Here is a 24,983-nt window from a genome sequence, read left to right as displayed (position 1 = left end):
GCATAACCTGAGGCCGCCACCTGAATCGTCGGCAACCCGTCCCGGAACGCGTTCAACCCCGAACGGGCTCACAGCGCGTTCATCGCTACGACACCACCCTCAACGGCACAACAAGGAGTTCTCCATGCGCCTGACCGCCACCCCGCTGCTGCTTGCCCTGTCCCTCGCCCTTGGAACCTCGATGACTGCCCATGCCGACCCGTCGTCGCCGTCGATCGCCGCCGCGGCCGAAGGCACGCTGCTGAACATTTCGGCCAATGCCGAAGCCACCCGCGTGCCGGACGTGGCCACCCTGTCGGCCGGTGTGGTCACCCAGGCCGCCGATGGCAACAGCGCCATGCGCCAGAACGCCCAGCAGATGGACAAGGTACTGGCCGCGATCAAGGCCGCCGGCATCGCCGAGCGCGACGTGCAGACCAGCGGCGTCAGCCTCAATCCGCAGTACCGCTATGCCGACAACGAAGCGCCGAAGATCACCGGCTACCAGGCCAGCAACACGGTCAGCCTGAAGGTCCGTGACATCGCCAAGCTCGGCAAGGTGCTGGACGCGCTGGCTGCGCAGGGCGCCAACCAGATCAACGGCCCCAGCTTCGAGATCGACCAGCCGGAACCGGTCTATGACGAAGCGCGCCTGGCCGCGCTGAAGAAGGCCCAGGCCCGCGCCCAGACCTATGCCAAGTCGCTCGGCCTTCAGGTGCGCCGCATCGTCAGCATCTCCGAGAATGCCGGCGGTGGTTACCGCCCGATGCCGATGATGCGGACCATGGCCGCCGGCGCGGCGATGGACAAGGCCACGCCGGTCGCCCCGGGCGAATCCACTGTCTCGGTCAACCTGGACGTGGTGTTCGAGCTGGGTCGCTGATCCCATCCGTTCCGGTAGACAGAGGCGGGTCCCGCGGGGCCCGCCTTTTTCATGGGCCAGGGCGCCTGGCTGAAGGCCAGCCCAACGATCCTGCCCCTGCCTCTAGGCAGTGGCCGGGGCCTGGCGTTAATGATTGGCTGCCAGCCGCGTGCGGCAACCCCGCCACGGGCCCTGGTGCGTTGAGGACTTCGTCACTGGCATGGAGGTGGACCATGGTTCGTACGTATCCCGTTGCATCCCCACACTTCGACCCCGCCCGCGTTACCGCCTGGAGCGCGGCCATCGCCCTGCACCTGCTCGCGTTCCTGTTGCTGCTGATCCCGGCGACCTACCAGGGCGTGCAGGTCCCGCGTGACAAGACCACGGTCAGGCTGATCGAGAAGATCCCGCCAACGCCGCCCCCACCGGTGCTGCAGGAACCGAAGGAAATCGCCCGGGTCGTGCCGAAACCGCAGGCACAGCCGGCGACACCGCCACTGCCGGCCCCAACCGCGACCGTGGAGGAAACGCAGGGCATCATGCTGCCGGCCGCCGAACAGGCCCCGCCGCAACTCGCGCCGAGCATCGACACCCATGCACCGCTGGCCGGCGCCCAGCTGCAATACCGCAGTGCCCCGCCACCGGCCTATCCGGTCGCCGCACTGCGCAACCATGAGCAGGGCACGGTGCTGCTGCGGGTGGAGGTCGACAGCAGCGGCCAGCCGGTCGCGGTCAGCATCGAGCGCAGCAGTGGCTCGCGCCACCTGGACCAGGCTGCACGCCAGCAGGTGCTCAAGCGCTGGCGCTTTGAACCGGCCCAGCGTGATGGTGTAGCGGTACCGGCCATCGGTTTGGTGCCGGTGCAGTTCTCGTTGCCGGACTGACGACCCGGGCCGGTCCGACCGCCTGTCGGACCGGCCTTCGGGACCGAACTGCCAAACTCGGCAAAGTTCCAGTTCAAACGTTACGGATTAAGCAAAATTTCACGACTTCGTCACCCGTCGGAAACCTAGATTGGCCCGTCCCGGACACTCCGGAGACAGCCCTCAACGCTACGGTTTTCCAGTTAGGAGAGAAGCTGTGAAACACCTGATCCAACGGCCCGCCAGCCGCCGCCGCTGCACCCTGGCATCGTCCATCACCCACATCCTTACCGGCGGCACATTGCTGCTGGTTGGCGCCGTGGCTTCCACCTCCGCCTTCGCGCAGGAGAAGGCCACCAACCTGGACCGCATCACGGTTACCGGTTCGAACATTCCGCGCACCAACACCGAAACACCGTCCCCGGTGCAGGTGGTGACCCGCCAGGAAATCGACCGCACCGGCAAGACCACGGTTGCCGAATACCTGCAGACCATCACCGCCAACGGCGCCGGCTCGATTCCCAAATCATTCGGCAACGGCTTCGCCGGCGGTGGCGCCGGCATCTCCCTGCGCGGCCTGGGCGCGGGCTCGACCCTGGTCCTGTTGAACGGCCGCCGCATGGCGACCTATGGCCTGGCCGATGATGGACAGAAGGTCTTCACCGACCTGAGCACCATCCCGCTCGACGCCGTTGAACGCGTGGAAGTGCTGAAGGACGGCGCCTCGGCGATCTATGGCTCCGATGCCATCGCCGGCGTGGTCAACATCATCCTGCGCAGTGATTTCCAGGGCGCCATCCTGCGTGGCTCCTATGGCGTCTCCGGCGACGGCGACGGCGATACCCGCAAGGCGACCCTGACCGCCGGTACCGGCGACATGGCCACCGACGGCTGGAACGCCTTCTTCAGCCTGGACGTCGGCAAGAGCGACGCGATCAAGATCAGCGACCGCAAGAACCGCAAGTGGATCGGCACCGGCGACACCCGCCAGTGGGGCTACGGCAACAATGCACAGTTCCTGGGCGGCGCCTTCCTCAGCGGCAGGACCCGTGGCGGTGTCGGACCGAACGGTTCGGTGTATGACGACCGCAATGTCACCGAGACCAATCCGGCGACGCTGGTACCGCTGCCGGGCTGCCAGGGCCTGACCACCATTGGTGGCCAGACCGATGCTTCGGTGGCCGCGCAGGGCTGCCTGTGGGATCCGGCGCAGCTGTACCGCGACATTTCGCCGGAAGAGAAGTACGTCAACGTGTTCGGACGTGCCAGCTTCGCCTTCGGCGAGGGCGGCGAGATCTACACCGAAATCGGCTACTCGAAGAAGGAAACCACCTTCAGCAACACGCCGTCCGGTGTTTCCGGCGGCTGGGGCTACCCGGGTGGCCCGGTCAACGCCAACAGCGGCGACGGTGCCGTGGTGCTCGGCCCGAATCATCCTGACCGGCCTGCCGGCCTGGGCAACGGCCCGTTGCGCCTGCGCTACAGCGCCTGGGATGTCGGCCCGCGCGTGACCGACAACACCAACGAGTTCAACCGCTTCCTGGTCGGCGTCAAGGGCAACTGGGGCGACTGGAGTTATGACACCGCCTACCTGCATTCGGGCACCGACCTGGTCAACGAGCGCACCGGCTTCCTGCGCTACAGCGCCGTGAAGTGCGCGCTGGGCGACGCGAACTGTGCCGGTGGCGTGTGGCGCATCGGTGACAATGCCAACCTGAACTCCAAGGCACTGTACGACTACATCTCGCCGAAGATCAGCGCACGCGCCAAGTCCAGCCTGGACATGTTCGACTTCACCGTGTCGCGCAGCCTGATGGATCTGAAGGGGGGGCCGCTGGGCCTGGCGATCGGTACCGAATGGCGCAAGACCAGCAACAGCCTGACCCCGCAGACCTACACCGACACGGGTGACATCATCGGCCTGGGCTACTCGGCCTATGACGGCACGCAGAACGTGTACGCCGGTTACGTCGAACTGTCGGCACCGGTGCTGGAGCAGTTGGAACTGTCCGCTGCACTGCGCTACGACAAGTATGAAAGCGGTGAAGGCAAGGCCACGCCGAAGCTGGGCGTGAAGTGGACGCCGGCCGACTGGATCGCCTTGCGCGCCAGCTACGCCGAAGGCTTCCGTGCACCGAACCCGGCCGAGAACGGAGACGGTGGCCTGGCCGCCTTCTCCACGGCCTCGGATCCGATCCGTTGCCCGGACGGTGAAAACCCGGCCCCGGGTGCTTCGCCGGACGACTGCGGCTCGCAGTCGGTTGCGATCATCACCCGTCCGAACAAGGACCTGAAGCCGGAAGAGTCGAAGAGCTACTCGGTGGGCATCGTATTGCAGCCCACCAGCTCCACCTCGCTGACCGTCGATGCCTGGGAAATCAAGCGCACCAACGAGATCGCCCAGGGCGATACCGATGACGCGATCCGTGCCGGCAATGTCCTGCGCGACAACAACCTGCTCAACGGCGTCGCAGGCACCGGCAGCATCCTGGCCGTCAATACCGCCTACATCAACGCCAGCTCCTCGCGCGTTCGCGGCATCGACACCGACATCCGCCAGACCTTCGACATCGGCCCGGGCCAGCTGGAGATGGATCTGCAGTGGAGCCACCTGCTGAAATTCGAGCGCACCAGCGGTGGCAGCACCGATGACTTCCTGGGCACGCACGGCAACTGCGACGTGACCAACTGCATCGGTACGCCGAAGGATCGCATCAACTTCGGTACCACCTGGAAACAGGGTCCTTGGAGCGTGAGCGGCGTTGCCAATTACATCTCCAGCATGGACAACACCGACAAGCGTGGCGGCAAGTACCAGTTCTTCTACTTCGACGGCACGCCGGTGAAGAAGATCTCCTCGTTCACCACCTTCGATCTGTCCGGCCGTTGGGCTGTTACCGACGAGTTCGAGCTGAGCGCTTCGGTCGAAAACGTGTTCGATCGCATCGCTCCGCTGGATCCGCTGACCTATGGCGGCGTGAACTACAACCCGATGCACTTCAGCGGCGCCATCGGCCGTTACTTCACTGTCGGCGCCAAGTACACCTTCAAGTAATACCGTTCAACGCACCACCTTCGAAGGCCCGGGCATCTGCCCGGGCCTTCGTCGTTGCGGCCCCTTGCGTGCATGTTCACGGGCACACCGCTACCGTGGGTCAGCGGCATCAGCGCCGCAGGGGACATCATGGCCGTGACATCACAACGCCTCGGGCTGCCCGCGTTGACCGCACTGGTGGTCGGCTCGATGGTCGGTGCCGGCATCTTTTCATTGCCGCAGAACGTAGCGCGCAGCGCCGGTCCGGCGGCGGCGCTGCTCGGCTGGGCGGTCAGCGGCGCCGGCATGCTGATGCTGGCCTTCGTGTTCCAGGCCCTGGCCAACCGCCGGCCGGATCTCGATACCGGCATCTACGCATACGCGCGCGAAGGCTTCGGCAACTACATCGGCTTCTCCGCCGCGTGGGGCTACTGGGTTGCCTCGGTGCTCGGCAACGCCAGCTTCTTCGTGCTGATCTTCAGTGGCCTCGGCCACTTCATGCCGGTCTTCGGTGAAGGCAATACCCCGGCCGCCGTGGCCGCTTCGTCGCTACTTCTCTGGACCGTGCACCTGCTGGTGCTGCGCGGCCTGCGCACCGCCGCCATCGTCAACGGCCTGGTGACGGTGGCCAAGCTGCTGCCTATCACGTTGTTCCTGATCCTGGCCGCCGGCGCCTTCCGCATGGATGTGTTCCGTGCCGATTTCCTTGGCGCGCCCGCACTCGGCGATCTCGGCCAGCAGCTGCGCGGCATGATGCTTGTGACCGTGTGGGTATTCATCGGCATCGAAGGCGCCAGCATCTACTCGCGGCGTGCGGCCCGTCGCGCCGATGTCGGCCGCGCCACGGTGATCGGCTTCCTCGGCGTCTGGCTGCTGCTGGTGCTGGTCAGCCTGCTGTCGATGGGCGTGCTGTCGCAGGCCGAACTGGCGGGGTTGCCCAATCCGTCGATGGCTTACGTGCTGCGCGCCATCGTTGGCGAGTGGGGCGCGACGGTGATCATCGTCGGCTCGATCATTTCGGTACTCGGCGCGCTGCTGGCCTGGGTGCTGCTGTGTGCCGAAGTGCTGTACGCCGCTGCAGGCGACGGCACCATGCCGGCCGTCCTGGGACGCGAGAATGCGCGCGGCGTGCCCGCCAACGCGCTGTGGCTGAGCAATGGCTTGATCCAGCTGTTCCTGCTGCTGGTGCTGGTCAACTCCGGCAGCTATACGGGCCTGGTGCTGCTGGCGGCCTCGATGAGCCTGGTGCCCTACTTCCTGTCCACCGCGTTCGGCGTGCAGCTGGCGTGGCGCGGGGACGCCTATGCGGGTGAACCGGGCGTGCGCTGGCGTGACTTCGCTGTGGCGCTGCTGGCCAGTGCCTACGCGTTGTGGCTGGTGTATGCAGGAGGCCTCGACAACCTGCTGCTGTCGGTGCTGCTGTATGTGCCCGGCGTGGTGGTGTTCGCACTGACCCGGCTGCAACGCGGTGAGCAGGTATTCACGCGTTGGGAATGGGTGTTGTTCGGCGCCATTCTGGTGGTGGCCATCGCTACGCTGGTAGCGTTCTCCAGAGGTGAGCTGGCACTGTAGAGTCGAGTGCGGGCTCGGCTCTACAACAACGCAAAAAAAAGACCTGCATCTTGCGATGCAGGTCTCTTCAAGGTGGCGCCCGAAGTTGGACTCGAACCAACGACCCCCTGATTAACAGTCAAGTGCTCTAACCGGCTGAGCTATTCGGGCAGACGACTAGTATAACCACTCTTCACGCGCGATGGTAGGGGTGATTCGCAATCATTGCGGCGGCCCGGTACAACTGCTCGGCCACCACCAGGCGCACCAGCATGTGCGGCAGCGTCAATGGTCCAATCGACCACTTTTCGTCGGCCAGCGCGGAAACTTCCGGCGAATGCCCTTCCGGGCCACCGATCAGGAAGGCAAGGTCCCTGCCCTGCCCACGCCAATGCTCCAGCCGCTGCGCCAGCTGTTCGGAACTGAGCTGGCGGCCCGGCACATCCAGCGCCACCACATAGGCATTCTTCGGCAGTGCGGCGATCACGCGCCTGCCTTCGTCTTCGATGGCGCGGCGCGCATCGCGGCCCTTGCCGCGCAGGCCGGGCTCGATTTCCACGAGATCAAACGGCAGCCAGTGCGACAGCCGCTTCTGGTACTCGGCGAAGCCCTGCGCCACCCAGCTGGGTGCGCGTTCGCCGGTAGCAATCAGGCGGGCTTTCATCAACGGTCCTCCAAAACGTCGACGGCGCCATCGGCGCCGTCGAAGGGATGCATCAACGTGCGGCTCAGGCCACTTCGTCGTCGCTGGACGGCGGCTGGTCGCCAACGGTCCACAGGCGCTCCAGGGCATAGAACTCACGCACGCGCGGCAGCATCACATGCACGATCACGTCGCCCAGGTCGACCAGTACCCACTCGGCTTCGCGCTCGCCTTCAACACCCAGCGGCATCACGTCGAGATTCTTGGCAAAGCGCACGACTTCATCGGCGATCGACTTGACGTGGCGGGTCGAGGTGCCCGAAACGACGATCATGTAGTCGGCAACGCTGGACCGGCCGCGCACATCGATCTCGACCAGGTCCTTGGCCTTCAGGTCTTCGGTGGCTTGGCGGACGCTGGCCAGCAGTTCCGGCACGGACGGCGGCGGGCTGGGCAGATCGACCTTGATGGTCTGGGGCTGGGTCTGGTTGCTCAAAGTGGATCGACTCGATAAACGTGGGGGCGATTATACGGGCAAGCCGGGGCGGCGGCATTCACGACGTAGGGGAGCGGTACAGGCCATGGGCGGCCACATAGTCGGCCACGGCCGGCGGCAGCAACGCCCGCCAGGGGCCGCCGGCGGCGATCTGCGCACGCACGGCACTGGCCGATTCCTCGCGCAGCGGATGATGCAGGCGCAGGATGCGCCCGGCCGGACTGGCGAACAGGGCCTGCTCGTTGTCGGCCCAGCGCCCTTCCAGGGCGCGGCCAAGTTCGCCATCCACCGAGGCCTGAAGGGGACTGCCCGGGCGCTCGGCCACCACGAAATGGGCCAGCCCGAACAGTGCCTCCCATTCATGCCAATGGGTCAGGCCCAGCAGGCTGTCGGCCCCGACCAGCCAGGCCAATGGCCGGCTGGGGCCCAGCTCGCCGCGCAGTTCGCGCAGGGTGTCGACGGTGTAGGACGGGCGGCCGGGAAAGCGTATGGCGCGGTCCAGTTCACGATGGTCCAGCAGCAGGCCAGGCTCATCGCCGATGGCCAGCGAGAGCATGGTGAAGCGCTGGTCAGCGGTTGCGCCCGGCACCGCGCGATGCGGCGGATCAGCCGCCGGCAGCATGCGTACAGCGACCTGCAGTTCGTCACGGGCAGCACGCGCGATGGCGAGGTGCCCGAGGTGCACCGGATCGAAGGTGCCCCCGTAATAGATCCGCAGGCTCATCACTCAGGCCCGCGCCAGCAGGCGCACGGCACGCGGTTCGGCCACGGCCACCAGCAGGCGCTCCAGCGCCAGCCAGGCATCACCGTCGGCGCGCCCCTTGGCGATGCGGTCGACCAGTCCGGCCTCGGCCACGAAACGCTCCCAGCGCTTGCCCTCGGGGTGCCGCTGCAGCGCACGCTTGTAGGGCGCTTGCCGCGATTCCCAGATGCCGCGCGATTTCATTTCGGCGGCCAGATTGCCGCCACGCGCCTGTACCCGGGCCAGGCCGGCACCAGCCAGCAGCTCGCGGATCACCATTGGCATCAGTGCGGCCACCGCCTCGCCTTCGCCACGCAGGCCCGCCAGCATGCGCAGCACCGCCGGCGGCTGGCCGGAGAACGTGGCTTCCAGCAGCCGGAAAACGTCATAGCGGGCGGCGTCGGCCACCAGCGATTCCATCCGTTCCACGTCCAGCGGCTGGCCGTCGGCCAGCAACGCCAGCTTGTCGATTTCCTGCGCAGCGGCCAGCAGGTTGCCCTCGACCCGCTCGGCCAGGCGCTGCACGGCGGCCGGATCGGCACGCAGGCCCTTGCCACGCAGGCGGCGCTCGATCCAGTCCGGCAGTTCGTGCGGCTTGATCGCCCACGCCACCGACAGCACGCCGATGCGATTGACTGCCTCGGCCCACTTGCCCTGGTGGGCCTTGCTCCATTCGTTGGCGGTAATCATCAGCACCACGTCCGGCGCCGGGTTGGCGCAGAACTGGCTGATCACCTCGGCCCCGTCCTTGCCCGGCTTGCCGCTGGGCAGGCGCACCTCGACCAGGCGGCGGGCACTGAACAGGCTGGGCGCGTTGAAGCTGGCGTCGAGCTGGTTCCAGTCGAAATCACGCCCATCGGCGTCGAACACTTCCCGCTCGGCGATGCCGGCGGCGCGTGCGCGTGCACGGATGGCGTCGGCCGCCTCAAGCACGCGCAGGGTTTCCGGGCCGGCAATCAGGTAGACCGGCGCCAGCGGGGTGTCAGCGCCCTGGCTGGCCAGCTGCTCCGGACGCAGTTCCATCGTCGCGACTCAGTGCTTGGCTGCGGGAACCGGCTCGGCCGGCTCCGCCCCTTCGATCGGCTTGGCCTTCGGCGCCGTCAGGCTGCCGCCCTTCTCGATCTCGGCGCGCACTACGCTGTCGATGCGGCGGATGATCGACGCGGACATTTCCCGTCGCAGCTCATCGGCCAGGATTTCGCGTTCGGTGGTGGTACCGGTGGCGTCGGTCGGCGGCGACACGTAGTCACGCGACAGTTCGATCACCTGCTGCGGCACCAGCTCGCTGCCATCCTCGCGACGGAAGATGAAGATCACCGCATAGCGCAGGCTGTACTCCTGCGCACGGCCCTGCGAGTCGATGGCGATCGGCAGGTCGCCCCAGCGTTCGGACAGCACCTGGAGCTGGGTACTGGGCCCCTTGCTGTCCTCGTCGGCCAGCTTGGCACCGGATGCCAGCAGGCTGCGATTGAGCAGCTTGACCAGTTCGCTGTAAGGCGCGGTGGAGACCACCTTCACCGGCGCCGTGTCGGTCGGCAGCATCAGCTTGTTGCGCAGATGGAAACCGCAGCCGGCAAGGCCGAGGACAAGAACGAGGGCAAGCAGGATTCGGGTCATGGAGACAGTCTGGCGGAGCCGGGCGATCACGGCAACACACAGCCTGCCCGAAGCCGCGTGAATGCAGGGCCATCAAGTGCATGGCCCCGCACCGGGAAGGTACCGGCCACCGCGTGGGTGACCGGCCCAGGATGCATCAGGCAGCGACGATGTTCACGATCTTGCCCGGCACGATGATGATCTTGCGCACGGTCAGGCCTTCCATGAACTTGGCCGCATTCGGCTCGGCCAGAGCCAGTGCTTCGACCTGCTCGCGTGCAGCATCGGCGGCCACCTCGATGGTGCCACGCAGCTTGCCGTTGACCTGCACGGCCAGGGTCAGCGCGTCGCGCACCAGCGCACCGGCGTCGGCCTGCGGGAACGGCTGGTCTTCCAGCAGCGTCTCGCCATGGCCCAGCACCTGCCACAGGGCGTGGCTGGCATGCGGGGTGATCGGGTTCAGCAGCAGCACGATGGCCTGCAGCGCTTCCTGGCGCACCGCACGGCCCTGCTCGCTGCCGTCCTCGAACTTGGCCAGCGCGTTCATCAGTTCCATCACCGCCGCGATGGCGGTGTTGAAGCTGTGGCGACGGCCATAGTCGTCACCGACCTTGCCGATGGTCTCGTGGGTCTTGCGACGCAGTGCCTTCTGGTTGGCGTCCAGCGCGGCCACGTCCAGCGCCGGGGCGGCACCGTCGGCGGCGTGCTTCTGCACCTGGGCCCACAGGCGGCGCAGGAAGCGCGCCATGCCGTCCACGCCGGCTTCGTTCCACTCCAGCGACTGTTCCGGCGGGGCGGCGAACATCGAGAACAGGCGCACGGTGTCGGCACCGTACTTGTCGACCATCGCCTGCGGGTCCACGCCGTTGTTCTTCGACTTGGACATCTTTTCAGTGCCACCGACCACCACCGGCTGGCCGTCGGCGATCAGCGTGGCGCCAGTGATGCGGCCGCGCTCGTCGCGCTGCACTTCCACATCGGCCGGATTGATCCAGTCCTTCGAGCCGTCCGGGTTCGGGCGGTAGTAGGTCTCGGCGATCACCATGCCCTGGCACAGCAGGTTGCGTGCCGGTTCGTTGCTGTCCACCATCCGCGCGTCGCGCAGCAGCTTGTGGTAGAAGCGGAAATACATCAGGTGCAGGATCGCGTGCTCGATGCCGCCGATGTACTGGTCGACCGGCAACCAGTAATTGCCGCGCTTGTCGACCGCATCACGGGCACCCGGCGAGGTGTAGCGGGCGTAGTACCAGCTCGACTCCATGAAGGTGTCGAAGGTGTCGGTCTCGCGCTCGGCCGCGCCGCCGCATTCCGGGCAGGTGGTCTTGCGCCATTCCGGATCGGTCTTGATCGGCGAACCAGTCCCCGAGAACGCCACGTCCTCCGGCAGCACCACCGGCAACTGCTCTTCCGGCACCGGCACCGCACCGCACTTGTCGCAGTAGATCACCGGAATCGGGCAACCCCAGTAGCGCTGGCGGCTCACGCCCCAGTCGCGCAGGCGATAGTTGACGCGGCGCTGGCCCTGGGCCTTGCGCTCGAAGCGTTCGGCCAGGGCTTCGAAGGCGCCCTGGAAATCCAGCCCATCGAATTCGGCCGAGTTGACCAGCTCGAAGGCACGGTTCTTGTCGCTGTACCAGTCCTGCCAGCGGGCACCATCCCAGGTGCGCTCGTCGTCGTTGCGCGGATCCTTCAGCGCGATCACCTGCTTGATCGGCAGGCCGTACTTGTTTGCCACTTCATTGTCGCGCTGGTCGTGGCCCGGAACAGCCATCACCGCACCGGTGCCGTAGCCCATCAGCACGAAGTTGGCGACCCACACCGGCACCTTTTCGCCGGTGACCGGATGGATGGCACGCAGGCCGGTGTCCATGCCGCGCTTTTCCTGGGTTTCCAGCTCGGCCTCGGACACGCCACCCTGCTTCATTTCCGACAGCAGCGCAGCCAGTTCCGGGTTGTTCTTCGCCGCATGCAGGGCCAGCGGATGTTCGGCGGCGATCGACACGAAGGTCACGCCCATCACGGTATCCGGACGGGTGGTGAACACGCGCAGCGGATCCAGCGCACTGCCGTCGACATCACGCACGTCGAACTGGATTTCCAGGCCCTCGGAGCGGCCGATCCAGTTGCGCTGCATGGTCTTGACCGAATCCGGCCAGCCGTCCAGTTCATCCAGGCCGTCCAGCAGTTCCTGGGCGTAATCGGTGATGCGCAGGAACCACTGCGGGATCTCGCGCTTCTCGACCAGCGCGCCGGAACGCCAACCACGGCCATCGATGACCTGCTCGTTGGCCAGCACGGTCTGGTCGACCGGATCCCAGTTCACCACCGCATTGCGGCGGTAGGCCAAGCCCTTGCGCATCAGGCGCGTGAACATGCGCTGTTCGTGGACATAGTAGTCCGGGCGGCAGGTGGCGAATTCGCGCGACCAGTCCACCGCATAGCCCATGGCCTTGAACTGGCCACGCATGTGCTCGATGTTCTTGTAGGTCCAGGCCGCCGGTGCGGTCTTGTTCTTGATTGCCGCGTTCTCCGCAGGCAGGCCGAACGCGTCCCAGCCCATCGGCTGCAGTACGTTGTGGCCGGTCATGCGCTTGTAGCGGCTGATCACGTCGCCGATGGTGTAATTGCGCACGTGGCCCATGTGCAGCGCACCGGACGGGTACGGAAGCATCGACAGGCAGTAGTACTTCGGCTTGTCCGAAGTCTCGTCGACTTCGAAGGCACGGGTGGCGTCCCAGTACTTCTGGGCGGCGGATTCAACCTGCTGCGGGTCGTAGGCGTTGGTTTCAGCGCTGGTCATGGAACACGCGGATGCGGCGGCAAAGCGGTACAGCGTACCGCAGTGCGGCAAACGTCTCCAATCCTGCCCGCCGACCGCCGGCGTCGCCAGCGCCCGGAGCCGATCTCAGCGCGGTCGCGACAGAGGCAGGGCCAGCGCCAGCCAGACCGCCCAGCAGGCGAATGCAAGCCGTTGTGCCAGCGGCGCCGGCAGCACGCCCTGCAGCGCAAAGGCAGCCAGCGCCGCCAGCACGCCACAGGCGAGCGCCACCCCGCCCAGGGCGCGGCCGTGCGTCTGGCGCAGCTGCGAGATGCCCAGCAACAGGGTGCCGGCGACGAAGCCCAGCACCCAGATCATCCAGGCACTGGCGTGCAGCTGGCTGGCCGGCCCGTGCAGATCGTCCACATCCAGCGGCATCAAGCCCATCGCGGTGAAGGCCAGTCCGCCCAGCAACAGCATCTGGCTGCCCACCCGCGGCGCCCAGCCAGCACTGGCCGGCAGCTGTCGGCGCAGGCACTCGGCCACTACCACCGCCAACAGGCCCGGCAGTACGAAGCCAAGCAGATTGAAGGCCAACGCGTGCGGCACGCCGTGTGCGCCCAGCAGGGCCACCGGGTGCCGCGCCTGTGCATAACCTTCCAGGCCGGTGCCGAAGCCCAGCACCGCCAGCACGAACAGCAGTGCGGCGGCGGGGCCGGACAGACGCAACAGGGAAGACGGGGAGGTCATGCAGGCTCCAGGAGCAACGGCGGCGGGAACGACGCATTGTCGGGCATTTGCCGCAGTCCGGGTTGAGACTGGCATCGATCGTCACCATAGAATCGGTCTCCAGACGCCAATCGATGCCTCCCCCATGACCGAGACGACCTACGTATTCGACGCCACCACTGCGACCTTCGAGGCCGAAGTCCTGCAGAAGTCGCTGCAGACGCCGGTGCTGGTCGACTTCTGGGCCACGTGGTGCGGCCCCTGCAAGACCCTGGGCCCGATGCTGGAAAAACTGGCCGCCGAATACAACGGTGCCTTCGAGCTGGCCAAGGTCGATGTCGACAAGGAACAGCAGATCGCCGCCGCCTTCCAGATCCGCTCGGTGCCGACCGTGTTCCTGGTCAAGGGCGGCCAGCTGGTGGACGGCTTCCCCGGCGCCATCCCGGAAGGCCAGCTGCGTGAGTTCCTGGCCCAGCACGGCATCGTGCCGGCCGACGTCGGCGACACTGCCGCCGAGGACGAAGCGCCGTTGGATCCGCAGGCACAGGTGGACGTACTGCGTGCGCAGATCGCCGCCGAGCCGGACAAGGACGAGCTGAAGCTCGACCTGGCCCTGGCCCTGCTGCAGATCGGCGGCGTGGACGAAGCCGGTACGCTGATCGACGGCCTGCCCGCCAACCTGGCCACCGACGACCGCGCCGTGCGCGCCCGCGCCCGGCTGTCCTTTGCCGCCGCCCTGAAGGACGCCCCGGCCGCCGAGGTGCTGGACGCGCGCATCGCCGCCAACGGCAATGACCTCAAGGCTCGCCACCTGCGCGGCGTGCAGCTGCTGCTCGGCGGCCATGACGAAGCCGCGCTGGCGCAGTTCCTGGAAATGCTGCGGATCGACCGGAGTTTCGAGGAAGGCCTGCCGCGCAAAGCGCTGATCGATGCCTTCAATGTGATCTCGGACGAGGACCTGGTCGGCCAGTACCGCCGCAGGATGGCCTCCCTGCTGTTCTGAACGGAAGCCGGGTTCGTTCAGAATCCCTGCACTGGACGCGGGCAATAATGCGCACGATGGCGGCCGTAGGGCCGCCACGATCCGTTCGGGGGGATGAGGTCGGGGCCATGGGGTCTTGCAGCTGCACCCCCGCATTGCCGGGATTGCAAAACTGTGACCTTCGTCCGCTCGCTGTTGTTTGCCATGCGCTTCCAGGGCGCCCTGCTCTGTGCCCTCCTTCTGCTGCCGGCCATCGCCGCCGCGCAGGACTGGAACTACCGGGTCCGCCCCGGCGACACCCTGTGGGATCTGGGTGGCGTGTATCTGAAACCCTCGGTGCGCTGGCAACAGCTCCAGCAGCACAACCGAATCGACAATCCCTACCGGCTGCCGCCCGGCCAGCTGCTGCGTTTCCCCATCAGCTGGCTGCGCATCGAACCGGCACCGGCGCGGGTGCTCTCGGTCCGCGGCAAGGTCGAACTGTCCAGTGGGGACGGCAGCGCCAGCCGCGCCATCCAGGCCGGCGAGCAGCTGCATATCGGAGACACCGTACAGACCGAGGGCGAATCCAGCGTCACGCTGGAATTTGCCGATGCGTCGCGCCTGCAGCTGCGTGAGTACTCGCGCCTGCGCCTGGACCAGCTCAGCCGCTATGGCCACACCGGCATGGTCGACACCCGCCTGCGCCTGCAGCAGGGCCGCGCCAGCAATCGGGTGACGCCCGCGCGCGGCCCGGCATCGCGCTACATCATCGACGCGCCCACCGCCACCAGCAGCGTGCGCGGCACCGTCTTCCGGGTCAGTGCCGGCGACGGTCGTGATGTCGCGGCCACCGAGGTCCTGCAGGGCAAGGTGCAGGTCGGCAACGCCCATGGCCAGCGCATGGTCCAGCCCGGACAGGCCACCCGCAGCGCCAGCGCAGACGCCGCTCCGGACGCAGTCTCCGTACTGCTGCCGGCACCGCAGCTGCGCAACGATGAACTGCGCTTGGCCCCGTTGCCGACGCTGCTGGCATGGACTCCGGTCACCGGCGCCGCGCATTACCGCGTTGAAGTGGTAGAGGCAGCCACGCCGGAGATCCTGCTGTTCGCTGCCACCACCCCCGATACCCGCCTGGCCATCGGCAATCTGCCGCCGGGCCAGCTGCGCATCCTGCTGCGCGCGGTCGATGCGCAGGGTGTGGAAGGCATCGACGCCAGTGCCGACTTCGAACTCAGCGACCAGCCTCCACCGCCGCTGACCCTGGCCCCGCTGCATGGACAGACAATCAACAGCGACCGCCCGCGTTTCCGCTGGAGCCAGGCCCCCGGTGCGCGCAGCAGCGTGCTGCAGATCGCGGCTGATTCCACCTTCGTACAGCCACTGCAGGAACAGACCAGCACTGGCACCGACCTGCGCCTGGCGCAGCCATTGCCGCCGGGTCACTACTTCTGGCGGATCGCCTCCCGCGGTGCCGATGGGCACCAGGGGCGCTATGGCCAGGCCCTGCCACTGCAGCTGAGCAACGAGCCGGTCGATCCTGCGCTGCAACCGCCCGAGGCCGCGCACGGTGAACTGACCCTGCGTTGGCAGGCCGGCAGCGACGGCCAGCGCTATCGCGTGCAGGTCGACCGCCGCGGCGACTTCAAGGCACCCCTGGTCGACGAAACCGTGGCCGAACCGCAGGTCAGCTTCAAGCGCCCGTGGCGCGGCACCCTGCACGTGCGCGTGCAGTACATCGACGATGACGGCCATGCCGGCGAGTTCTCGCCTGCCCAGCAGATCGCCCTGCCGTGTCGCCTCTGCTATGGCACCGGCGGCGGTGCCCTGCTGCTGTGGCTGCTGTTGTGAGGCGCTCGCCGCTGCCGTGGTCGAAGCGGGTCCTGCTGGCCATGCTGGCCGGGATACTGACCCTCGTCGCCAGCCAGGGCCAATGGCTGTGGCGGCAGGACGAGGCCACCTACGACGCGATGGTCGGCAACTGGGACTATCGACCCGACCCGAGCGTGCTGATCGTGGCCATCGACGAAGGCAGCCTGCAACGCATCGGCCAATGGCCGTGGCCACGCTCGGTCCACGCCCGGTTGCTGGATCGCCTGACCGATGCCGGTGCCGAACGGGTCGCGCTGGATCTGATGCTGTCCGAGCCGGACCGCCGCGACAGCCGCCAGGACGACGCGCTGGCCGCGGCCATCCGTCGCAATGGCCGGGTGGTGCTGCCGGTGCTGGCCGCACCGGCAGCCGGTGATCGCATGGCCGAGGAAATGCTGCCGGTTCCGCAGATCGCGGCCAGTGCCGCCGCCATCGGCCACACCGACGTTGAGGTGGACAGCGACGGCGTCGCCCGCGGCATCTACCTGCATGCGGGCATCGGCAAGGCGCATTGGCCGGCGCTCGGGCTGGCCCTGACCGGCCTGCCCGCGGGCGCGGTGCGCGGACTGCCCGACCCTGATCCCGAGGTGGGCTCGCCCTATCAATGGCGGCGCAACGACTACGTGCGGGTGCGCTATGCCGGACCTCCCGAGCAGTTGCCGCAGGTTTCCTACGCAGACGTGCTCGATGGCCACGTGGACATGGCGATGCTGCATGGCCGCCGCATCATCGTCGGCATGACCGCCAGCGGCATCGCGCCGCGCCTGCTGACCCCGACCACCCGCGAGTTCTGGATGAGCGGCAGCGAGTACCAGGCCAACATCGCCTCGATGCTGCTGCAGCACAAGCAGATCGAGGTGCTGCCCCGCTTCTGGCAGCACACCATCAGCGCTGTGCTGGTGGCGCTGTGCGTGATCCTGCTCGGCCTGCGCCTGCCGTGGCTGGCGGCGCTGAGTTCGCTGCCGCTTGCCCCTCTGCTGAGCTGGTTGCTGTTGCGCACCAGCAACCTCTGGTGGGCGCCAGCCACCGCCCTGCTGGGCGTCCTGCTGGTACTGCTGGCCTGGGCGATCTGGCGGATTTCGGCCTGGCACCGGCAGGCCAACCGCGACGCACTGACCGGCCTTGGCAATCGCCTGCGTTTCGAACAGGCGCTGCAGCAGGAATGCGACGCCGCACGACGCAACGGCAAGCCACTGAGCCTGGCGCTGATTGATGTCGACCACTTCAAGCGCCACAACGACCGCCATGGCCACCAGGTCGGCGACCGCGTGCTGCGGGACGTCGCCCGGTTGATCGGCGCGCATGCGCGGCGTCCGCGCGACATGGCCGCGCGTTACGGTGGCGATGAATTCGCGCTGGTATTGCCCGATACCCCGGCCGAAGGCGCGCGGCTTGTCATCCAGGACCTGATCGACTGCGTACGTGCATTGCCGGTACACGGTGACGGCAGCGACGACCGGGTGACGCTCACCATCGGCGTGTTCACCCGGGTACCGGAAGGCGGGCTGCATCCGCATCATTTCGTCGAAGGGGCCGACACCGCGCTGTACCAGGCCAAAGCCAACGGGCGCGACGGGTATGTGATCGACGGCGGCGCGTGACCGGTGCCACCGGGTGCAACATACGCATGCGAATGGTTAGACTGGACACCTCGCCCAGCGCCCCCGGATCCGCATGAACGCCCGTCTGTTCCGCTTCGGCATCAACCTCTGGCCGCCCTTCCTGTTCACCGGCATCCACGTCACCCGCATCACCCCCGACTACCGGCAGATTGATGTCGAGCTGCGCCTGCGGCCATGGAACCGCAACTACGTCGGCACCCACTTCGGCGGCAGCCTGTTCGCGATGACCGATCCGTTCTGGATGCTCGGCCTGCTGCACATCCTCGGCCGCGACTACTACGTGTGGGACCGCGCCGGCGCCATCGACTTCCTCAAGCCGGGCCGTGGCATCGTGCGGACGTCGTTCCGCATCGACGACGCGCTGCTGGACGAACTGCGCGCCGAAGCGGCCAGTGGCGAGAAGGTGCTGCGCTGGTTCAGCAACGACGTGATCGATGAAAGCGGCGAAGTGGTCGCCCAAGTCCGCAAGCAGGTGTACCTGCGGTTGAAGCCACACGCACGCTGAGCGCGCCTCAATCGCGCGCCAACGCAGTCGAAGCTGGCTCCGCCTGCAGCGGCACCGACAGCCACGGGCTTTCGTCGTTGCTGCGGGACGGCGAGCGGCGCGGCACCTGCAGATGGCGGCCATCCGCCGACAAGCGCGGCACCCGCACCGGCGAGGCGAACTGCGCCGGCAACCGCTGCAGGGCATCCACCGGATCCCCCGGCTGCTGCCGCAGCCAGCGCTGTGCACCCAGCAGGCGCAGCATCGCCGCGGCGTCCTGGGTGCGCGACGAATAGGCCGGATAGACCGGACCCGCAATGTCGGTCAACAGGCAGCCCATGACGTTCGACAGGCAACCAAAGTCACGCTGCGGCGGCGCCGGTGCCGGCAACGGACGGTCCGCCTCCAGCGCAGCGGTCGCCGTCGCGCCACAGGCCCAACCGAGATTGCCGGCCGCACGGGCCAGGGTGCTGCTGCGGTCCAGTACCAGCGCGCCGCCGAATTCCCGCGCCGAGGTCTCGATCGCCACCCGGTTCATCGCATACTCGCCCTGCATCGCACGGCACAGGCTCTGCTCGTCGGCCCGCATCGGCTGCATGGCCTGTTCGCATTCGGCCGGCAGCGGGTGATCGGCAGGCAGTTCGACCAGCATGTCGGCCAGCAGCTGCGCGTTGGCCTGTACCAGGCTGGCGCCGATGATGCTTTCGACCAGATAGCTGCCACCGGGCACCAGCCGCCGGCCCAGCTGCACTCCCCGGCAGCTGCCGCGCAGGGCACCGTCGATGTCACCCTGTACGAACGCCAGCGCGCGTGCGCTGGTGGCATCGACCACCAGCCCGTAGGTCGGCATCGGCACCAGGATGCCCTCGCCCTTCGGCTGGAACGGCGATACGAAGTAGTCTGCTTCGGCGAGCTGATCCAGCCGCGCGTGCAACTGCTGGTGCCCGGCATGGGCCTCCACGAAGCGTTGCGGGTCCGCGCGGACCTGGGCGAGGCAGCCGCTGGCGGCCGGCCCACAACTGGCACCGGGCCGCGAGCGCAGCTCGGCATGGTTGGCCACCAGGTGTGTCTGGCCGCCGCTGCTGCCCCGCAGGTCGGCCTCCCAACGGCGCACGTCCTCGGCCAACGCCTGCTCGCGCTGGCGGGCATCCAGATCGTCGAACGGCAGCGTCCACAACAGGGCATAACCGTTGCGCCCGCTCGCCGGCAGCCGCGCTTCCAGCCGTTGCTGCGCCTGCAACCGCGATTCCGGCACCGGCCACATGCGTGAGGCGCACCACACCACGATGGTCAACAGCAGCAGGCCCGCCAGGGTCCAGCCCAGTCCGCGCAGAATCTTCAACACAGCTTCCCTTCCATGGCTCGTTGCCGCAGTCGATCCACCAGCGTAATCGACCGGCAGTGACCGCTACAATGCGCACATGTCGCTCGAAGCCCCCGCCCTGGTCCCCCGCCCCTCCCTGCAGCGCCTGTTCCTGACCGGCCTGCTGACCCTGCTGCCGATCTGGCTGACCTGGGTCGTGGTCAAGTTCGTGTTCGTGTTGCTGTCGGGCATTTCCAGCCCGCTGGTGGTACCGCTGTCCGAGCAGATCGCGACAAGCTTCCCGCACTACCTCGGCTGGGTCCGCGCCGAATGGATCCAGGACACCATCGCCCTGCTGGCCACCCTGCTGGTGATCCTGGCGGTGGGCGTGGCCAGCCGCCGCGTGCTCGGCCAGCGCCTGCTGCGCTGGGTGGGCGCGGTCATCAAGCGCATTCCGCTGGCCAGCATCATCTACGACAGCGCAAAGAAGCTGCTGGACATGCTGCAGACCGAACCGGGTAGCACCCAGCGCGTGGTGCTGATCGACTTCCCGCACCGCGACATGAAATCGGTCGGACTGGTCACCCGCGTGATCAAGGAACACGGCACCGACCGTGAGCTGGCCGCGGTGTATGTACCGACCACGCCGAACCCGACCTCGGGCTACCTGGAAATCGTGCCGGTGGAACTGCTGACCCCGACTGACTGGACCGTCGACCAGGCCATGAGCTTCATCATTTCCGGCGGCGCCGTCGCACCGTCCAGCGTGCCGTTCACCCGCGCCGGCGAACGCACCGGCGAACGCACCGAATGACCCCGGCGCCGATCGAGCGCCCGCTGCAGGACCGCGCGGTCCTGCTGTTCATCGTGCTGGCCGCGTTCTTCTGCGGCAATGCGGTGCTGGCCGAGCTGATCGGGGTGAAGATCTTCGCGCTGGAAGACACCCTGGGCATCGCCCCGCTGAACTGGAACCTGTTCGGCCAGACCGGCTCGCTCAGCTTCACCGCCGGTACCCTGCTGTGGCCGGTGGTGTTCATCATGACCGACACCATCAACGAGTTTTTCGGCAAGCGCGGCGTGCGCTTCATCTCGTGGCTGGCGGTGGTGCTGATCGGCTACGGCTTCCTGTTCGCCTTCGCGGCCATTTCGCTGGCGCCGGCCAGCTGGTGGGTCACGTCGATGGATGGCCACGGTGTGCCCGACTACCAGGCCGCGTTCGCAGCCGTGTTCGGCCAGGGCATGTGGACCATCGCCGGTTCGCTGGTGGCCTTCCTGCTCGGCCAGCTGATCGACGTGGCGGTGTTCCACCGCATCCGCCAGGCCACCGGCGAACGCCACGTGTGGCTGCGTGCGACCGGATCGACCGCGATCTCGCAGGTGGTGGACAGCTTCGTGGTGATCTGGATCGCCTTCGTGCTGGGCCCGCAACACTGGCCGACCTCGCTGTTCCTTGCGGTCGCCAGCGTCAACTACGTGTACAAGATGGGCTTTGCGGTCGCCCTGATTCCGTTGCTGTACCTGATGCGGCGTGCCATCACCCGCTATCTGGGCGCCGATCGCGCGGCGGCACTGCGTGCCGCCGCTGCGGCTGACTGAAGCCCCAGCGCCGCCAAGCTGACTGCGTCTTCACGCTGGCCGTACGCGCGAGGATCGTGCAAGCTCCACGATCTGTGTTCCACGGAAGCTTCTTGATGCCGTATTCCCCCCGCGTCCTGGCCGCTGCCATTGCCGCGCTGTTCCTGTTCAGTGCCATGCCGTCGGCCGAAGCAGCGAAGAAGAAGGCCAGCCGCCCTGCCGCTGCGCAGACCCGCCAGGCCGCCAAGCCCAAGGCCAGGCCCGCCCGTGCCACCGCACCGGCCCGTGGCAGTTCGGCGCGCCGCGCTGCGCCGCGTCCGGTCGCACCGGCCCGTGCCGTGCCCAAGCAGGTGCAGCTGGAACGGCTGTACGACGAGTACTGGGATGCCTCGATGCGGTTGAACCCGCTGCAGGCCACGTTCCAGGGCGAACCGCGCTACAACGACCAGCTGCCCAACATCCTGTCCGCCGCCTGGCGCCAGCAGTCGCACGACTTCACCACGCAGTGGCTGGGCAAGGTCGAAAAACTCGGCAGCGATGGCCTGCAGGGCCAGGACCTGCTCAGTTACGAGATCTTCGTACGTGACGCGCGCGCCTCGCTGGCTGCCGAGCGCTACCCGAGCTGGATGATGCCGATCAGCCAGTACTACAACATTGGCAGCATCATGGCGATCCTCGGCTCCGGCGCCGGCGCGCAGCCGTTCAACACCGTGCAGGACTACGACACCTGGTCGCGCCGCTCGCTCGGCATTCCCGAACTGTTCGACCAGGCCATCGACAACATGCGCCAGGGCATGAAGGCCGGCGTGGTGCAGCCGCGCGACCTGATGGAGAAGGTGCTGCCGCAGCTGGATGCGGTGATCAAGCCGACCGCTGAAGAGAGCATCTTCTGGTCGCCGATCCGCACCATGCCGAACACGATTGCGGCCGAAGACAAGGCGCGCATCAGTGCCGAGTACAAGCGCATGATCGAACTGCGCATCATGCCCGCCTACCGCGCCCTGCGCGGCTTCATCGCCACCGAGTACCTGCCGGCCACACGCGCCAGCAGCGGCATGGGCGCGCTGCCCGACGGCCAGGCCTGGTACGCCAACCTGATCGTGCAGACCACCGCCAGCGACCAGACCGCCGCGCAGCTGCACGCGCTGGGCGAGCAACGCGTGCAGGAACTGCAGGCACAGATCGCCACGGTGATGAAGGACGCCAAGCTGCGTGGCACGCCGGCAAAGCTGCTGCGCAGCATGCGCAACGATCGCCAGTTCCAGTACAGCGATGCCAATGCACTGATCAGCCGCTACCGCCAGGTGCAGCAGCAGGTCAACGCGCGCCTGCCGCAGGTGCTCGATACGCTGCCGAAGTCCGCGCTGGAAGTACGCGCGGTGGAACCGGAACGGGCGCTGACCGCCGCCGCTGCCGCCTACCAGCCGTCGCCGCCCGGGCAGCCCGGCGTGCTGTACATCAACACCCGCGACCTGCCCAGCCGCAAGCGCTGGAGCGTGCCGGTGCAGTACCTGCATGAAGCGATTCCCGGCCATCACGTGCAACTGGGCCTGCAGCAGGAGCTGGCCAAGCTGCCGCGCTTCCGTCGCCTCGGTGGCGATCTTGCGTTCGTCGAAGGCTGGGGCCTGTACGCCGAAACGCTGGGTGAAGACCTCGGCGTCTACACCGATCCCTACGACCGTATCGGCTACCTGTACTCACGCCTGCTGCGCGCCGCGCGCGTCGTCGCCGACACCGGCGTCAATGCACAGGGCTGGAGCAAGCAGCAGGCCGTGGCCTACCTGCAGAAGACGGTGGACATGAGCAGCGATGACGCCAACGCCGAAGTCGAGCGGATCATGGCCCAGCCCGGCCAGGCACTGTCGAACGTCGCCGGCCTGACCACCATCGTCGCCCTGCGCGACAAGGCCAAGGCACGCCAGGGCGCAGCCTTCGATCTGCGCCGCTTCCATGCAGAACTGCTGAAAGACGGCTCGATGCCTCTGGACGTGCTGGACCGCAAGATGGAGCGCTGGATGGCACAGCCGGCCAGCGCTGCGCCCACACCTTCGCCCTGACGCTTCCGGAGCCACCATGCGCCCTGCCGTCGCCCTGTTCGCCGCCGTGCTGGGCCTGCTGCCTCTGGCGGGCGCCGCCGCACCGGTGCTGACCCCACCGGATGCCGGTATCGACGGCCTGATGCAGGCCTACGATGGCCAGGTGCCCGGCGCCGCAGTGCTGGTGCTGCATGACGGGCAGCCGGTGTTCCGCCGTGGCTACGGCCTTGCGGTGGTCGAAGACGGCACCCCGGTCACAGCCGCCAGCAACTTCCGGCTGGCCTCGGTCAGCAAGCAGTTCACCGCTGCGACGGTGCTGCTGCTGGTGGAAGACGGCCGGCTCGGGCTGGACCAGCCGGCGCGGCAGTGGCTGCCCGAGCTGCCACCGGCTGCAGCGGGCATCACCCTCCGCCACCTGCTCTCGCATACCAGCGGCCTGCTCGACTACGAAGACCTGATGGACCCGGCAGACACGCGGCAGGTACACGATGCCGATGTGCTGGCCCTGCTGTCGCGCCAGGACCGGCTGAACTTCGCGCCGGGCACGCAGTACCGCTACAGCAACAGCGGCTATGCACTGCTGGCACTGATCGTGGGCCGCGCATCCGGCCAGGATTTCGCCGCCTTCCTGCAACAACGCATCTTCCGCCCGCTGGGCATGACGCATACCGTGGCCCACCAGGACGGCGTGGACACGGTCGCCGCACGCGCCTATGGCTACAGCCGGATCGATGGCCGCTGGCAGCGCACCGACCAGAGCACTACCAGCGCCGTACTGGGAGACGGCGGGATCTACTCCTCGCTGGACGATCTCGCCCGCTGGGATGCCGCGCTGTACGACGACCGCCTGCTGTCGAAGGCCTCGCGCTGGGCGATGTTCAGCCCCGCGACATCGACGCCCGAACCGGATGTGCCGCACTACGGCTTCGGCTGGCGGCTGAATGGTCCGGTGCAATGGCACAGCGGCGAGAGCATCGGCTTCCGCAACGTGATCGTGCGCCACCCGGAGAAGCACCTGACCGTGATCGTGCTGACCAACCGCAACGCCCCCGAACCCTATCCGCTGGCGCAGAAGATCGCCCAGCGCTGGCTGGACACCCTGCAATGACCCCCGGTTCCGACGCCCTGCTGGGCATCCACCACGCCGCACTGATCTGCAGCGACTACGCACGCTCGAAGGACTTCTACGTGCGCATCCTCGGCCTGCGCGTGCTGGCCGAGAACCACCGCGCCGCACGCGATTCCTGGAAGCTCGATCTGGCCCTGCCCGACGGCGGCCAGCTGGAACTGTTCTCCTTCCCCTCGCCGCCGTCCCGTCCCAGCCGCCCAGAGGCCCAGGGTCTGCGCCACCTCGCGTTCCGGGTCGCTGCACTGGAACCCTTCATCCAGCACCTGGCCGCGCATGGTGTCGCCTGCGAACCAATCCGCGTGGACGAATACACCGGCCGACGCTTCACCTTCTTCGCCGACCCCGACGACCTGCCGCTGGAGCTGTACGAAGTCGGTTGAGCGTTTTTCAATCGTGATTCATCCATGCATGGCATGGATCTACTGTGTCGACCAAGGTCGACACCTACCCACAACCCGATACCGACAGATCTCCGGAAACTGTCGAAGGCGGGGTGGGTCCGGTTGCGGGGGCGTGAGCCGCATGGGCCCGAGGCATGCCTCGGGCGGGTTGGGCAGGACGCCCAACCCCGGTCTTGCCGTGTGCGCAGAACTGCGCCCACGAGCAAGCGGCGACCGAGCTTACATGGGTGAGGGCGCTTTGCTTGCGAAGCACTGCTTCGCAAGCGCCCGAACGCACAGCCGCCAGCGGCTGGGCCGGGCCCCGGAGGGGGACTTGCAGCGCCCCCCGCAACCGGACCCACCCCGCC

21 protein-coding genes and 1 tRNA gene are annotated in these 24,983 nt (G+C 67.4%); 13 read left to right on the top strand and 9 right to left on the bottom strand.

What is annotated here, in order from left to right; genetic code table 11:
- Window positions 1-124 precede the first annotated feature (124 nt).
- The 4 genes from AC5P6X_RS08460 (at window position 125) to AC5P6X_RS08445 (ending at window position 6,310) form a co-directional block, all read left to right on the top strand.
- Window positions 125-862 carry an SIMPL domain-containing protein gene (locus AC5P6X_RS08460; RefSeq protein ID WP_049451963.1) on the top strand — a complete coding sequence of 246 codons (738 nt, stop codon included), beginning with the start codon at window positions 125-127 and terminating at the stop codon, window positions 860-862.
- Window positions 863-1,074: 212 nt separating this feature from the next.
- The gene (locus AC5P6X_RS08455) at window positions 1,075-1,725 is read left to right on the top strand and encodes an energy transducer TonB (RefSeq protein WP_049451962.1); all 651 of its coding nucleotides are present in this window, start codon (window positions 1,075-1,077) and stop codon (window positions 1,723-1,725) included.
- 196 nt (window positions 1,726-1,921) lie between these two features.
- Window positions 1,922-4,759 (top strand): TonB-dependent receptor, encoded by a 2,838-nt coding sequence (locus AC5P6X_RS08450; protein WP_005410533.1) that lies wholly within the window; start codon window positions 1,922-1,924, stop codon window positions 4,757-4,759.
- A gap of 129 nt (window positions 4,760-4,888) precedes the next feature.
- Window positions 4,889-6,310 carry a basic amino acid/polyamine antiporter gene (locus AC5P6X_RS08445; protein WP_049452000.1) on the top strand — a complete coding sequence of 474 codons (1,422 nt, stop codon included), beginning with the start codon at window positions 4,889-4,891 and terminating at the stop codon, window positions 6,308-6,310.
- Window positions 6,311-6,383: 73 nt separating this feature from the next.
- Here AC5P6X_RS08445 and AC5P6X_RS08440 read toward each other — a convergent pair.
- The 8 genes from AC5P6X_RS08440 to AC5P6X_RS08405 form a co-directional block, all read right to left on the bottom strand.
- Window positions 6,384-6,460 (bottom strand) — tRNA-Asn (locus tag AC5P6X_RS08440).
- Between the two features lie 22 nt (window positions 6,461-6,482).
- A complete protein-coding gene (gene rlmH, locus AC5P6X_RS08435; RefSeq protein WP_049451961.1) occupies window positions 6,483-6,953 on the bottom strand; it encodes a 23S rRNA (pseudouridine(1915)-N(3))-methyltransferase RlmH in 471 nt (156 codons plus the stop codon).
- 64 nt (window positions 6,954-7,017) lie between these two features.
- Window positions 7,018-7,428, bottom strand: a complete 411-nt coding sequence (rsfS, locus tag AC5P6X_RS08430; RefSeq protein WP_005410536.1) for a ribosome silencing factor — start codon at window positions 7,426-7,428, stop codon at window positions 7,018-7,020.
- Window positions 7,429-7,486: 58 nt separating this feature from the next.
- Window positions 7,487-8,155, bottom strand: coding sequence for a nicotinate-nucleotide adenylyltransferase (gene nadD, locus AC5P6X_RS08425; protein ID WP_169448285.1), 669 nt, complete (start codon window positions 8,153-8,155; stop codon window positions 7,487-7,489).
- Window positions 8,156-9,193 (bottom strand): DNA polymerase III subunit delta, encoded by a 1,038-nt coding sequence (gene holA, locus AC5P6X_RS08420; RefSeq protein ID WP_005410538.1) that lies wholly within the window; start codon window positions 9,191-9,193, stop codon window positions 8,156-8,158.
- Window positions 9,194-9,202: 9 nt separating this feature from the next.
- The gene (locus tag AC5P6X_RS08415) at window positions 9,203-9,787 is read right to left on the bottom strand and encodes an LPS-assembly lipoprotein LptE (protein WP_005410539.1); all 585 of its coding nucleotides are present in this window, start codon (window positions 9,785-9,787) and stop codon (window positions 9,203-9,205) included.
- A 136-nt stretch (window positions 9,788-9,923) separates the two neighbouring features.
- A complete protein-coding gene (leuS, locus tag AC5P6X_RS08410; RefSeq protein ID WP_005410540.1) occupies window positions 9,924-12,566 on the bottom strand; it encodes a leucine--tRNA ligase in 2,643 nt (880 codons plus the stop codon).
- A gap of 105 nt (window positions 12,567-12,671) precedes the next feature.
- The gene (locus tag AC5P6X_RS08405; RefSeq protein WP_049451959.1) at window positions 12,672-13,274 is read right to left on the bottom strand and encodes a DUF998 domain-containing protein; all 603 of its coding nucleotides are present in this window, start codon (window positions 13,272-13,274) and stop codon (window positions 12,672-12,674) included.
- A gap of 124 nt (window positions 13,275-13,398) precedes the next feature.
- On the opposite strand from AC5P6X_RS08405, the gene trxA reads away from it, so the two are divergent.
- From trxA to AC5P6X_RS08385, 4 genes are all read left to right on the top strand, one after another.
- A complete protein-coding gene (trxA, locus tag AC5P6X_RS08400; RefSeq protein ID WP_005410542.1) occupies window positions 13,399-14,256 on the top strand; it encodes a thioredoxin in 858 nt (285 codons plus the stop codon).
- A gap of 153 nt (window positions 14,257-14,409) precedes the next feature.
- Complete coding sequence (locus AC5P6X_RS08395; protein ID WP_108270647.1) at window positions 14,410-16,065, top strand: FecR family protein; 1,656 nt, start codon at window positions 14,410-14,412, stop codon at window positions 16,063-16,065.
- Window positions 16,062-17,687, top strand: a complete 1,626-nt coding sequence (locus AC5P6X_RS08390; RefSeq protein ID WP_108270646.1) for a CHASE2 domain-containing protein — start codon at window positions 16,062-16,064, stop codon at window positions 17,685-17,687. Before AC5P6X_RS08395 ends, AC5P6X_RS08390 begins: the two co-directional genes overlap by 4 nt.
- Window positions 17,688-17,760: 73 nt before the next feature.
- Window positions 17,761-18,213 carry a DUF4442 domain-containing protein gene (locus AC5P6X_RS08385; RefSeq protein ID WP_010482929.1) on the top strand — a complete coding sequence of 151 codons (453 nt, stop codon included), beginning with the start codon at window positions 17,761-17,763 and terminating at the stop codon, window positions 18,211-18,213.
- A gap of 7 nt (window positions 18,214-18,220) precedes the next feature.
- Here the strand turns inward: AC5P6X_RS08385 and AC5P6X_RS08380 are convergent, their stop codons facing one another.
- A complete protein-coding gene (locus tag AC5P6X_RS08380) occupies window positions 18,221-19,537 on the bottom strand; it encodes a hypothetical protein (protein ID WP_108270645.1) in 1,317 nt (438 codons plus the stop codon).
- A 76-nt stretch (window positions 19,538-19,613) separates the two neighbouring features.
- On the opposite strand from AC5P6X_RS08380, the gene AC5P6X_RS08375 reads away from it, so the two are divergent.
- The 5 genes from AC5P6X_RS08375 (at window position 19,614) to gloA2 (ending at window position 24,615) form a co-directional block, all read left to right on the top strand.
- On the top strand, window positions 19,614-20,309 hold the full coding sequence (locus tag AC5P6X_RS08375; RefSeq protein ID WP_005414135.1) for a DUF502 domain-containing protein: 696 nt from the start codon (window positions 19,614-19,616) through the stop codon (window positions 20,307-20,309).
- The gene (locus AC5P6X_RS08370) at window positions 20,306-21,091 is read left to right on the top strand and encodes a queuosine precursor transporter (protein WP_012480937.1); all 786 of its coding nucleotides are present in this window, start codon (window positions 20,306-20,308) and stop codon (window positions 21,089-21,091) included. Before AC5P6X_RS08375 ends, AC5P6X_RS08370 begins: the two co-directional genes overlap by 4 nt.
- A 95-nt stretch (window positions 21,092-21,186) precedes the next feature.
- Complete coding sequence (locus AC5P6X_RS08365; RefSeq protein WP_099605238.1) at window positions 21,187-23,127, top strand: DUF885 domain-containing protein; 1,941 nt, start codon at window positions 21,187-21,189, stop codon at window positions 23,125-23,127.
- Between the two features lie 16 nt (window positions 23,128-23,143).
- Window positions 23,144-24,214 carry a serine hydrolase domain-containing protein gene (locus AC5P6X_RS08360; RefSeq protein WP_088436153.1) on the top strand — a complete coding sequence of 357 codons (1,071 nt, stop codon included), beginning with the start codon at window positions 23,144-23,146 and terminating at the stop codon, window positions 24,212-24,214.
- Window positions 24,211-24,615 carry an SMU1112c/YaeR family gloxylase I-like metalloprotein gene (gloA2, locus tag AC5P6X_RS08355; protein ID WP_108270644.1) on the top strand — a complete coding sequence of 135 codons (405 nt, stop codon included), beginning with the start codon at window positions 24,211-24,213 and terminating at the stop codon, window positions 24,613-24,615. Before AC5P6X_RS08360 ends, gloA2 begins: the two co-directional genes overlap by 4 nt.
- Window positions 24,616-24,983 lie beyond the last annotated feature (368 nt).

Source organism: Stenotrophomonas sp. YJH_SMC_40, from assembly GCF_059368615.1.
The sequence above is the reverse complement of the archived record's forward strand: the minus strand, read 5'-3'. Positions and strand labels throughout refer to the sequence as shown.

Coding starts and splice junctions, on each gene's coding strand:
- AC5P6X_RS08460 (WP_049451963.1), top strand. CDS start 125: ATGCGCCTGACCGCCACCCCGCTGCTGCTTGCCCTGTCCCTCGCCCTT.
- AC5P6X_RS08455 (WP_049451962.1), top strand. CDS start 1,075: ATGGTTCGTACGTATCCCGTTGCATCCCCACACTTCGACCCCGCCCGC.
- AC5P6X_RS08445 (WP_049452000.1), top strand. CDS start 4,889: ATGGCCGTGACATCACAACGCCTCGGGCTGCCCGCGTTGACCGCACTG.
- rlmH (WP_049451961.1), bottom strand. CDS start 6,953: ATGAAAGCCCGCCTGATTGCTACCGGCGAACGCGCACCCAGCTGGGTG.
- holA (WP_005410538.1), bottom strand. CDS start 9,193: ATGGAACTGCGTCCGGAGCAGCTGGCCAGCCAGGGCGCTGACACCCCG.
- AC5P6X_RS08415 (WP_005410539.1), bottom strand. CDS start 9,787: ATGACCCGAATCCTGCTTGCCCTCGTTCTTGTCCTCGGCCTTGCCGGC.
- leuS (WP_005410540.1), bottom strand. CDS start 12,566: ATGACCAGCGCTGAAACCAACGCCTACGACCCGCAGCAGGTTGAATCC.
- AC5P6X_RS08405 (WP_049451959.1), bottom strand. CDS start 13,274: ATGACCTCCCCGTCTTCCCTGTTGCGTCTGTCCGGCCCCGCCGCCGCA.
- trxA (WP_005410542.1), top strand. CDS start 13,399: ATGACCGAGACGACCTACGTATTCGACGCCACCACTGCGACCTTCGAG.
- AC5P6X_RS08385 (WP_010482929.1), top strand. CDS start 17,761: ATGAACGCCCGTCTGTTCCGCTTCGGCATCAACCTCTGGCCGCCCTTC.
- AC5P6X_RS08375 (WP_005414135.1), top strand. CDS start 19,614: ATGTCGCTCGAAGCCCCCGCCCTGGTCCCCCGCCCCTCCCTGCAGCGC.
- AC5P6X_RS08370 (WP_012480937.1), top strand. CDS start 20,306: ATGACCCCGGCGCCGATCGAGCGCCCGCTGCAGGACCGCGCGGTCCTG.
- AC5P6X_RS08365 (WP_099605238.1), top strand. CDS start 21,187: ATGCCGTATTCCCCCCGCGTCCTGGCCGCTGCCATTGCCGCGCTGTTC.
- AC5P6X_RS08360 (WP_088436153.1), top strand. CDS start 23,144: ATGCGCCCTGCCGTCGCCCTGTTCGCCGCCGTGCTGGGCCTGCTGCCT.
- gloA2 (WP_108270644.1), top strand. CDS start 24,211: ATGACCCCCGGTTCCGACGCCCTGCTGGGCATCCACCACGCCGCACTG.